This is a genomic window from Streptosporangium sp. NPDC006013 (genome assembly GCF_040614275.1).
In the GTDB taxonomy this organism is placed as follows: Bacteria; Actinomycetota; Actinomycetes; order Streptosporangiales; family Streptosporangiaceae; genus Streptosporangium.
This window is the reverse complement of record NZ_JBEXUE010000388.1, coordinates 1-9,734: the sequence shown is the minus strand read 5'-3', so window position 1 is coordinate 9,734 and position 9,734 is coordinate 1. Positions and strand designations below refer to the sequence as shown.

12 protein-coding genes are annotated in these 9,734 nt (G+C 68.1%); 2 read left to right on the top strand and 10 right to left on the bottom strand.

What is annotated here, in order from left to right:
- Positions 1 to 303: 303 nt before the first annotated feature.
- From ABZ260_RS38665 to ABZ260_RS38620, 10 genes are all read right to left on the bottom strand, one after another.
- Complete coding sequence (locus tag ABZ260_RS38665; RefSeq protein ID WP_355627392.1) at positions 304 to 627, bottom strand: gas vesicle protein K; 324 nt, start codon at positions 625 to 627, stop codon at positions 304 to 306.
- 176 nt (positions 628 to 803) lie between these two features.
- Positions 804 to 1,115, bottom strand: coding sequence for a gas vesicle protein (locus ABZ260_RS38660; protein ID WP_355627389.1), 312 nt, complete (start codon positions 1,113 to 1,115; stop codon positions 804 to 806).
- Entirely contained in the window at positions 1,105 to 1,902 is a 798-nt protein-coding gene (locus ABZ260_RS38655) for a GvpL/GvpF family gas vesicle protein (protein WP_355627386.1), read from the bottom strand. The genes ABZ260_RS38660 and ABZ260_RS38655 overlap by 11 nt, the downstream gene beginning before the upstream one ends.
- The gene (locus tag ABZ260_RS38650; protein ID WP_355627383.1) at positions 1,895 to 2,347 is read right to left on the bottom strand and encodes a gas vesicle protein; all 453 of its coding nucleotides are present in this window, start codon (positions 2,345 to 2,347) and stop codon (positions 1,895 to 1,897) included. Before ABZ260_RS38650 ends, ABZ260_RS38655 begins: the two co-directional genes overlap by 8 nt.
- Before the next feature lies 1 nt (position 2,348).
- Positions 2,349 to 2,801, bottom strand: coding sequence for a gas vesicle protein GvpO (gene gvpO / locus ABZ260_RS38645; protein WP_355627380.1), 453 nt, complete (start codon positions 2,799 to 2,801; stop codon positions 2,349 to 2,351).
- Between the two features lie 64 nt (positions 2,802 to 2,865).
- A complete protein-coding gene (locus tag ABZ260_RS38640) occupies positions 2,866 to 3,087 on the bottom strand; it encodes a gas vesicle protein GvpG (RefSeq protein ID WP_355627377.1) in 222 nt (73 codons plus the stop codon).
- A 16-nt stretch (positions 3,088 to 3,103) separates the two neighbouring features.
- Positions 3,104 to 3,982, bottom strand: coding sequence for a GvpL/GvpF family gas vesicle protein (locus ABZ260_RS38635; protein WP_355627374.1), 879 nt, complete (start codon positions 3,980 to 3,982; stop codon positions 3,104 to 3,106).
- A 1-nt stretch (position 3,983) separates the two neighbouring features.
- Positions 3,984 to 4,418, bottom strand: coding sequence for a gas vesicle protein GvpJ (gvpJ, locus tag ABZ260_RS38630; protein WP_355627372.1), 435 nt, complete (start codon positions 4,416 to 4,418; stop codon positions 3,984 to 3,986).
- A 27-nt stretch (positions 4,419 to 4,445) separates the two neighbouring features.
- Complete coding sequence (locus ABZ260_RS38625; RefSeq protein WP_355627369.1) at positions 4,446 to 5,516, bottom strand: SRPBCC family protein; 1,071 nt, start codon at positions 5,514 to 5,516, stop codon at positions 4,446 to 4,448.
- Positions 5,517 to 5,521: 5 nt separating this feature from the next.
- Entirely contained in the window at positions 5,522 to 6,076 is a 555-nt protein-coding gene (locus tag ABZ260_RS38620; protein WP_355627366.1) for a hypothetical protein, read from the bottom strand.
- A 526-nt stretch (positions 6,077 to 6,602) separates the two neighbouring features.
- Between ABZ260_RS38620 and ABZ260_RS38615 the strand changes: the two genes are divergently transcribed.
- Positions 6,603 to 7,259, top strand: coding sequence for a hypothetical protein (locus tag ABZ260_RS38615; RefSeq protein ID WP_355627363.1), 657 nt, complete (start codon positions 6,603 to 6,605; stop codon positions 7,257 to 7,259).
- Positions 7,260 to 7,273: 14 nt separating this feature from the next.
- Positions 7,274 to 9,734, top strand: a 2,461-nt coding sequence (locus ABZ260_RS38610; RefSeq protein WP_355627360.1) for an AAA family ATPase, incomplete at its 3' end; no start/stop codon positions are given.

Genomic DNA, 9,734 nt, shown 5'->3' with positions numbered 1-9,734 from the left:
GATCGGTGATCGCAGCACCGAACTCCCGCCCCCTTACCACCGCTGCCCTGAGCGCAGTTGAGATCGTCTGCTGAGGATCCTGAACTGGCGGTTGCTGAGCTTCCCCGGCATGGGCGTGTGCCGCGAGGTAGGACCCAATCTCGTTGAGGTGGGTGTGGGCACCGCCCCTCTCTGCGCGCCTATTCCGGGCATGAGAGGTCCAGCCACGGAGCGTCGAAGCTACTCAGAAGATGGGCGAACGGTTCAAGTCCCCCCACCGAGCCCCGTCCCTTGCGTCTCCGGTCCGGTCCGGGGACGCGGGGGTCAGTCCGTGGGAAGCAGGGTTCCGAGCGGTCCGAGATCGAGGTTGAGGTCGGAGGGCGAGAGCCCGAAGCGTTCGCACAGTTCGGTCATCGCCTCCTCAAGACGCATGAGCGTCAGGCCCAGCACCTCGACCTGCTCCTCGGTCAGGTCCCCCTGCTCCATCCGGCGCACGCACTGGCGTTCCACCAGCTGTCGCACGAGTTCGACGAGGGTGAGTACGAGGCGGGTCAGGTCCCGCTCGACCGCCTCGGGGTCGGTGTTCACCCGCCATCGGCCGCCCCGCGCCGCTCTCCGGGTGTTCCGGAAGCCCTCCCAGGTGCTCACGGAGTCCTTCCGCCCGCTCGCCGGAGTCCCTTTCGCCGGAGTCACCGAGCGCGCCCTGCCGGATGTCCTCCGCGCGGTTCGCAGGTCCTCCGCGGCGGCGCGGAGCCTCTCCCGGGTGACGCCGGGGTCCTCCGTCTCGCGAAGGTTCTCCGCGGGTGGGCCGTCGCCGGGACGGTTCACCGTGGGGACCCGTGGTCCGGTGGGCCGAGCGCACTCGCCGGGGTGGTCGCGTCGGATGTCCGTACGACCGTGACCGCGTCCGGCGGGTGCACGGAGGGAATCGCGTCGGACGCCCGTACGGACGTGATCAGGGCACGCAGTGAGATGCGGACGAGGTCGATGTCGGCGATGGAGAGCACGAGGTCGCCGCTGACCACGACCCCGCCCGCCAGCAGCCGGTCGAGCAGGTCGACGAGTGCCACGCGTTCGGCGGGCAGGCGTCCCTGGGCGGCGAGCGCGGCGCCGCGCGGGCGGCGGTCAGGTGTCATCGGACATCTCCCGGCCGGTCGTGCCGAGATCCAGCACGGTGAAGGAGTACGGCGCCCAGGGGCCGGTGAGCTCCAGGTCGATCCCCTGCCCGCGCAGGCCGTCGACGGCGGCGGCGAACTCCTCGGCGTGATCCTCGTCGACGAGGTAGGCGCCGTTCAGCACCATCGGGTCCTCACGGCCGGACAGCTCCGGATCCTGGGGCCGGTGCCGGTGGCTCGCGACGGAGGTGGCGGCCAGGGTGGCGTGGATGTGCTCCGCGCGCTCGGCCGCCTGGCGCCACGCGTCCTCCCGGTTGCGCAGGCTGGCCCGGCGGCGTTGCAGGTAGGCCGTCCCCGGCTTGCCGCTCTCCGCGGCACTCTCCCCTGCCACCGGCGAGTCGGCCGCGGCCGGGGCGGCGTACGCCTTCACCCCCCACTCCCTGCGCCCGGTGACGTGGGCGAGCACCGCGGCGAAGTCGTCATGCCTGCGCCGCAGCAGGTCGCGGACCTGCTCCTCGCCGGTGTAGACCGTCACCAGCCGGACCGGTGCGGTGGGGGCCTCCTCCGCGACGGCCTCCACGACGCGATGGTGAGCGCGGGCCGTGTCTCCGACCCAGTCCAGATCCTCCAGAGAGCGCCGTAGCGGCTCCTCGCCGAACTCGTCCAGGGGCACCGGGCTCACGTACGCGACCAGGCCCTCGTGCGTGATCGCACGTACGGGCGCATCGGCCACGCCCGTCACGCCGGCGGGGAGGGCGTGGCCCAGGTCCTGGGCGATCGCGTAGAGGTACGTGCCCGCCTCAGCCATCGCGGTCCCCCTTTCTGGACCTTCTGGCCTCGCGAGGCTCCCGGTACCGCCTCGGCTCCCTGACCTCTTCGGGGGATCTCTCTCCCCATCTGTCCAGGGAGCGGCGCCCCGGGGTCTCCCAGTCCTCCTCCGCGGCGGCCAGCCGGCGGCGCAGGCGGCGGTTCTCCTCGACCAGGTCACGGTCTTTCGTGGTGAGCCAGGGATCGTGCTCCCACCAGTCGATGCCCAGCTCCCGTGCCGTGTCGACCGAGGCGATGAGCAGGCGCAGCTTGATGGTGAGCAGCTCGATGTCCAGCAGGTTCACCCGGATGTCGCCCACGATCACGATGCCTCTGTCCAGCACCCGCTCCAGGATGTCGGCGAGATTGGCGGGCTCCCGCCCGCCGGACGCTCCCCGGCCGTAGGGCTGGGAGAACGCGCCGCCGGGGCGTGCCACCTCGGCCATGTCAGCTCGCCTCGCCGCTGTCGGCCCTGCCGCGCCGGTAGCGCCTCACCCTGCGGTACGACAGCAGGTCCCCCTCGGGGCCCAGCTCGACCTGGTAGAGCGCGAGCATGTCGCCCGACGAGGGGATGTGCCGGTCCTCGACGACCTCGACCTCGACCAGCCAGCCGCCCTCCGCCGGTCGTACCTGTGTCACCCCCTCGGTGTCCTTCGAGGTCAGCTCGGCGATGTGCCGCAACCCGGTCGTTCCCGCGGTCGCCGCGGACAGGGCAGGAGAGCGCCGTCCCGGACGGCGGGCCTTCGCCTGCGGCCTGTCCTCCTCCAGGTCCTCCTCGTCCTCGACCTCCTCGTAGGACTCCTCGTCCTCCTCCGGCTCCTCTTCCGTGTCCTCCTCGTCGGAGGTCTTGTAGGAGTCGTCGGCAGGGCGCTCCGCACGGGTTCTGCGCTTGACAGGCACGGGATCGCTCCCCTCGTCGTCTCTCCGCTCTCTGCCGGTGCGGCCGTACCGGCGGCGGTCCGGGCTAGGTGATCATCTCTCGGAGGATCCGCTCGGCGGCCATGGACTCCTCCTCCTCGGAGATCTCGCCGGATGCCCTGGCCTCCGCGAGCTCCTCCAGGCGGCGTCTGACCGCCGCGGGACTCCGCAGTTCCATCTCGGCCTGTTCCTCAAGCAGCTCCGCGAGCCGGATCAGCCCGCGCAACGGCGCGAGCGGCAGACTGAAGATCAGTCCCAGTGGTTCCATGGTCGATCACCTGCCTTCAGGTCCTGACGAAGTCGTACGGTGCCAGCGGACCGAGCAGGCGCAGCCCGACCCGGTCCGCCCACCGGGTTCCGAACTCGGCCAGGGCCTCCTCGATCTCCGGCTGCCGGTCGGTCTGCGCGAGCAGGGCCAGATGGGCGGCGTCCTGCTCATGGGTGGGTTCGCGTACCGCGATGGCGACGCAGAGTGGGGTGAAGACGTCGAGCAGCGCGGCGGTGTCGGCCTCGCGCTTGGCCGCGATCGATGTGTTGATCAGCTCTCCGAGCCGCATCCTGGTGTCCCACGTCGCCTCTTCGGGGCGCCCGCGGATCTCGTCGCGCAGCCTCGCCGTCTCGGGGTTCTCCTCCAGGACCTCCCGCAGGATTGTCTGCTCGACATAGCGCCCTTTCACGATGTACTCCGCTCGGCCCTCCAGTTCGTTCAGCGTGTTGAGAAAGTCGTCGTGTTGCGGGGTGAGCAACTCGTCGACGACCGCCTGCGCGTCCGTCACCACCGCCCCGAAGCGGAGCGGGAGCACGGGTACCTCGGCGGCGGCTTCGTCCAGCAGCCGCTGGTGGGCCATGAGATCGTCCGGCCTGCCCAGCGGGCGGTCGGTGGGGACGTCGCTCACCAGGGCGGCGATCTCGCCGTACCGCACCAGCCGGACCTGGCCAGGAGGATCTCCCACGCCGAGGGTGTCCGGGGTCAGCTCGACGTCCGCGGGAACGATCCCGTAGATGTAGGAGCCGGCTCCGCGCTTGGGGGCGCCGGATCTCTCGGACCCGGTGGGCCCGGGCCGCTTACCGGATCCGGTGCCACGCCGTCCGGACGGCTGGCGCTTTTCGGACTTCGATCTGCCGGACTGGGCGGTCCCGGACTTTCCGCTGGGATCGCGCATCTCACTCTTCCCTCCGTCGTCTGCGCCGGGGGGCCGGTTCGCGCTCTTCTTCCTCCTCGAACTCCTCCTCCTTGGACCCGCCGGTCAGGCTGCGGAGCTTCTCCCCGGCCGCGTCCAGCAGCCCGTCCGTCGCGCCCTTGGCCTTCGCCTTGCTGCCGCTCTGGGTCACGTCCTGCATCAGCTCCGGCAGCCCCTTCTGGCTGCCGACCTGGGAGAGGTCGAGGCGGTTGACCGCCTCCGCGAAACGTAGGTAGGTGTCAACGCTGGCCACCACGACTCGTACGTCGATGGTCAGAATTTCGATCCCGACGAGGGACACCCTGACGAAGGCGTCGATCACAAGTCCCTTGTCGAGGATCGTCTCGATGACGTCGGCCAGACCGGATGAGGATCGGTAGCCGCTCGCTCCGCCCCCCGAAGGTTGGACAATGGTCATGGCGTTCCTCTCCGGTACCTCCTTCGATCACGCCCTGGTGGCCGTCTTGCGACGGGCGGGACGCCTGGGTGGTTCCTCCTCCGATCTGCGGGACGTGCCGGAACCGCGGCGTCGCAACGGGCGCCTGGGCGGCTCCTCCTCCTCTTCCTCGTATTCGCTCTCCTCTTCCTCGGCTTCCTCCTCGCCGGGCTCTTCTTCTTCGAGTTCCTCTTCTTCCTCGGGGCCCTCTTCCTCTCCCTTGGGGCCCTGGGCCTCCTCCTCTTCCCGGAGAGCCGTCTCCTGGTCCTTGACGACCTTGCTGTCGTGGATCTCGCCGCGCCAGCCCTGAAGGTCGTCGGGGTGCAGGAGTACCTCGTTCATGACATGCCTGCGGAAGTGCTTGAGTTCGAGGCGTGCGCGCCTGCCCTGGGCGCGCCACAGGTTGCCGGTGCGCTCGAACAGGCCCTGCGGGTGGTACTCCAGGACGAGCAGGATCCGGGTGAGCTCGGGGGCGATCTCGTGGAAGGTCACGGCGCCGTCCACGTACCCCTTCGCACCCTTCGAGCGCCAGATGATCCGCTTGTCGGGCACCTGCTCGATGATCGTCGACTCCCAGGTGCGGTGGGACAGGAAGATCTGTGCCTTCCAGTGCAGCTTCTCGTCGGACTGCTGGTCGACGCTCTCGACCTTCTTCATGAACTTCGGGAAGTCGCCGAACTGGGTCCACTGGTCGTAGGCCATCCGGACCGGAACACCGATGTCGATCGTTTCGACGATGTTCGTCAGCTTCAGCTTCTTGCCTTTACCCCCCTTTCCGCCCTTGCCTCCGGTGATCTTCTGTATCAGGCCGCCGACGGCCATCTTGCCCAGTCCCTTCACCAGGTTCCCGGCCGTCGATCCTTTCGAGCCGCCACCTGTTACGGCGCTCATCAGGCTCGATCCGTCGCCTCCGGTGTAGTCGGTCAACCGGCCGGTCACGCCCTTGACCTTGTCACCCACCGATGACAGCGCCCGCTCCCCGGCGGCTCCGAGGAGATTCTGGAACTCGTGGGTGAGCCGGTCCATGGGGGATTCCTGGCCGTTCTGCTGCTTGGGCCGGTCCGTCGAGGTCCTAGCCATCGAGATCACCCCCGTGCCCTGGCGGGTGCCCGCCTGGTGCGCGGCGGCGCCGATCCACGGCGGGAGGGGGCCCGGCTCCTGGGCCTGGCCGGCTCCTCTTCCTCTTCCTCTTCCTCTAGCTCCTCCTCCTCTTCCTCCTCGGGCTCTTCTTCCTCTTCTTCGTCCCTCGGCCGGGACTTCTCACGGGATCTCGTGGCCTTCCCGCGGCGCTCCCGGCGTTCCTCGAACTCTTCTTCTTCTTCTTCGGCCTGCTCAGGGGTCCGCAGCAACTCGGCCCGGTCGTGCAGCCTGCTGCTCAGCGAGTCGATCTGCTTGCTCACCGCTGCTCTGGCGGCGTCCTTGCCCGCGTCCAGAAGATCGCCGCGAACGTTTTCGATGATCTTTTCCACTTCCGGAGAGGAGGTGAGCATCTTCAGCCCCTGCTGCAACAGGTCGCCCTTGCCGGCGCGCAGGTGGCCGGTCAGGCCGGCGACGGCCAGCACAGCCGCCAGCCGGTATTTCCCGCGCCCCAGAAGGTAGCCTCCGGCCACGGCGAGGGCCATGCGCACTACGTTGTTCACGATCACCACTCCTTGTCGATTGTCCTGCTGCGGAGTCCGTCTCATCTCTCCGAGTCCTCGGGGCCGGACCCCGCCGGCGCACCACGGAGAAAGACGACATTGACCAGAGCCGACGCCCGTTGCGGTGAATGTGGGAAGAGCATTCCGTTCCCACAATTTCATTTCCCCATACCCTAGAAAACCCCCATAAAAGCACATATGGGCAAAAAAGGGATAAAAGGGATATTGCTCTGGACGGGCCCCCTCGGGGGCCGGATTCCCGTCGTGGGCCGGGGGGGGGAATAACCGCCCATCCGCCTCTGGTCTACGGCAGAGGTTGAGAGTTCAATGATGTGTTGAGGGCCAACGGCGGAGCTTTGTAACAAGTGAAGCCAGGTTCCCGGAAAGATTTGGTCAAGATTCCTAAGACGAATGAGCCGAGACAGGAGAGAGGCGCTTAAAAAACGGGCACAACCACCTCGTTAACCCGTAAAGCGGAGGTACAGCCCTGGTGAGAAGATCGAGGGCCGGGTTCGCCTTGGTTGCCATGACGGTTGTTTCCACCATGGTCGGCGGGCTCACGGGATGTGCACGTGCGGAGTTCACCTACGTCCGCCACGACGACGGGCAGACGTACTTCAAGGTTCCGGCGGCCTGGCAGAAGGTCGACCAGACGGCGCTGGACAAGGCGACCATCGGAGCCGACCTCGAATCGGCCACCGCGCAGCTGCGCAAACAGCTCATCTGGTCGACCGCCTACGACGCCCACAGCAAACCGTCCCCAGATCACCTACTCGGCTACGGCACCGGGGACGAACCATTCGTCTTCGCCCGGATCGCCAAGCTCCTCCCCGAGGAGCAGGACGCGCTCTCCCTGAACAGCATGCGCAACTCCGTCCTGCCCGTCACCGAGACGGTGCGCAAGGAGTACGCGGAGATCCCCGGCTACCCGCTGAAGGACTTCGAGCTTCTCGCCGACGAGGTGCTCCAGCCCGGAGACGGCCTGCGCGGGGTGCACGTGCGGTTCAACTACGCGATCGAGGGCGCCGGGACGGAGACCTTCGACCTCACCTCCTATCTGGCCCCGGACGGCAAGCAGATCTCCACCCTGCTGATCCGCTGCTCGGCCGCCTGCTACCGGAAGCGCGCCGGGGAGTTCGACAGGATCGCGCAATCTTTCAAGGTCAAACGACTCACCGGGTGAGGAGAAGCCCGTACATGAAGTCACCTCCGCAGCCCCCCACCTTCGAAGGACTACGGGCCCCCGGCTCGGGTCCGACGGACCCGCATCCCGACAAGCGTAAGAAGATGCCGTTCTGGGATCGGATCAAATTCCTCCTCATCCTGACGATCATTTATTTCATCCTGGTGTGGAGTGAGATGGCCTCATTCGAGGGCATCATGACGTTCCAGGATGCGATGATCACCACCGCTGTCGCGGCGCCGTGGATCTTCTGGCTCCTGGGCGCCGAGTTCCTGCGCCAGCTCCACTTCTTCGTCAGCGAGCGCTCCGCCGGATACAACCGGTTCTGGACGCGCGGTGTGTTCGGCGGCTTCGAGCGCTGGACCCACCGCCGCTTCTCCGACTGGAATCGCTTCAGGATGGCACGTGCCATCAAGTGGCTGTTCTGGATCGCGGTGCTCGCCCTCATCCTCGGCGAGGTGCTGGACACCTCTCCCGCGCTCGCGTTGTTCCAGGCGCCCGCGCTGCTCTGGCAGGCGCTGCCGTACATGGCGCAGCTCGCCTTCGCGTTCTTCTTCATCGCCTTCCAGTTCATCGGTCTGTTCTGGCTGCTGTCGCGGGGCGGAGTGGAGACCTACTTCCCCGACGACATCAAGACCCGCTTCACCGACGTGTGGGGCCAGGACCACGTCGTCGAGCGGGTCAAGGAGAACATCGTCTTCCTGGAACGGCCGGACGCGATCGAGGAGCGCGGTGGCTACGTGCCCAGCGGCCTGCTGCTGTGGGGCCCGCCGGGCACCGGTAAGACCCTGATGGCCGAGGCCGTGGCCGGGGAGACCGGCAAGCCGTACGTGTTCGTCGACCCCGGCGCGTTCGTCAACATGTTCATGGGCATCGGCATCCTGAAGGTGAAGTCGCTGTTCAGGAAGCTCCGCAAGCTCTCGCTGCGGTACGGGGGCGTGATCGTCTTCTTCGACGAGGCCGACTCCCTCGGACGGCGTGGCTCGCTGGCGCAGCAGGGGCCCAGGGGCGGACCCGGATTCTCCCCGCACGCCGCCGGGTGCCATGGCTTCGGCTACCTCAGCGAGGACACCCGCTGGTTGCTGACCCGCAAGGGCGCGACGGAGCGGGAGGAGCCGGACACCGGCCGCAGCCGCTTCATGATGGGCGGTATGGGCGGCGGAGGCGGCGACCCGGGCACGCTGCAGGCGCTGCTCACCGAGCTGTCGGGCCTGAAGAAGCCCCGGGGCATCGTCAACCGGCATGTGAGAAGGCTCTTCGGCATGCGGCCCAAGCCGCCGCCGAAGTACCGGATCCTGGTCATGATGGCCACCAACATGCCCAACTCGCTGGATGAGGCGCTGCTGCGGCCGGGCCGCATCGACCGCATCTACAAGGTGGGCTACCCGTCGAAGGCGGGCCGGGTCCGCACCTACCGGGGCTACTTCGACAAGGTCGACCACGAGCTGACCGACGAGCAGCTGGACAAGCTGGCGACGATCACGCCCTACGCCACCGGTGCCACGATCAAGGACCTGGTGAACGAGTCGCTGATCACCGCGATCCGCGATGGCCGGGAGGTCATCACCTGGTCGGACGTGACCAGGGCCAAACGGCTCAAGCAACTCGGGCCGCCCGAGGACGTGGAGTACATCGAGCGCGAGCGGCACGCGGTCGCGGTGCACGAGGCCTGCCACGCCGTGGCGGCCTACCGCACCCGCTACCACCTAGAGATCGACATCGCCACGATAGAGAAGGGCGCCGACTATCTCGGCATGGTCGCGAGCATCAAGCCCGAGGACCAGTTCACCCGCTGGAAGTCCGAGCACGAGGCCGACATCATGGTCTCGCTCGCCTCACTGGCGGGGGAGCGGATGTTCTTCGGCGAGGACAACTCCTCCGGCGTCTCGGGTGACCTGTTCTCGGCGACGTACCTCACCGCGCTGATGGAGGCGCACTGGGGCATGGGGCGCGGGGTGACCTCGGTGCCCGCACTGCAGGAACTGGAGATCCTGGGGGGCAAGTCGATGCCCAAGCCAGGCGGCGGTGGCATCGGTTTCACCAAGCCGCCGGGTGGCGGGCAGTCGCCGGCCCCCGACGTGCTGGGTGAGCGCATCGAGTTCAACCTGGTGCGCCTGCTGGACCGGACCGAGGAACTGCTGCGGGAGCACCGCAGAGACGTCCTGTGCCTGGCCCACGCGCTGGAGACGCACAAGACGCTCAACGGTGACGACGTGGTCGCGATCCTGGAGCGGAGGCAGGGGCCGCTGGTCGACGGCTCGGTCTATCTCTCGGACGACTTCTACGCCGAGATCGAGGAGTATCACCTGGAGGCGGCGCGGGCGCATCGCGAGCACAGCCACGTGTCGCGCTCCCTGCCCGTCCCGGCGGCCCTGCTCAGGCTCGAACCCGCCGTCGCGGTCGTGCAGGGAGCGGTGGTGACGGGCAACGGCCACGGCGCCACGATGTCGGCCGGGCCGGCCTCGGCGGTCGCGG

Bases quoted from the DNA above. Each gene is read 5' to 3' on its own strand.
- ABZ260_RS38635 (WP_355627374.1), bottom strand. From the start codon at position 3,982: ATGCGCGATCCCAGCGGAAAGTCCGGGACCGCCCAGTCCGGCAGATCG.
- gvpJ (WP_355627372.1), bottom strand. From the start codon at position 4,418: ATGACCATTGTCCAACCTTCGGGGGGCGGAGCGAGCGGCTACCGATCC.
- ABZ260_RS38625 (WP_355627369.1), bottom strand. From the start codon at position 5,516: ATGGCTAGGACCTCGACGGACCGGCCCAAGCAGCAGAACGGCCAGGAA.
- ABZ260_RS38650 (WP_355627383.1), bottom strand. From the start codon at position 2,347: ATGGCCGAGGTGGCACGCCCCGGCGGCGCGTTCTCCCAGCCCTACGGC.
- ABZ260_RS38655 (WP_355627386.1), bottom strand. From the start codon at position 1,902: ATGGCTGAGGCGGGCACGTACCTCTACGCGATCGCCCAGGACCTGGGC.
- ABZ260_RS38615 (WP_355627363.1), top strand. From the start codon at position 6,603: ATGACGGTTGTTTCCACCATGGTCGGCGGGCTCACGGGATGTGCACGT.
- ABZ260_RS38640 (WP_355627377.1), bottom strand. From the start codon at position 3,087: ATGGAACCACTGGGACTGATCTTCAGTCTGCCGCTCGCGCCGTTGCGC.
- ABZ260_RS38660 (WP_355627389.1), bottom strand. From the start codon at position 1,115: ATGACACCTGACCGCCGCCCGCGCGGCGCCGCGCTCGCCGCCCAGGGA.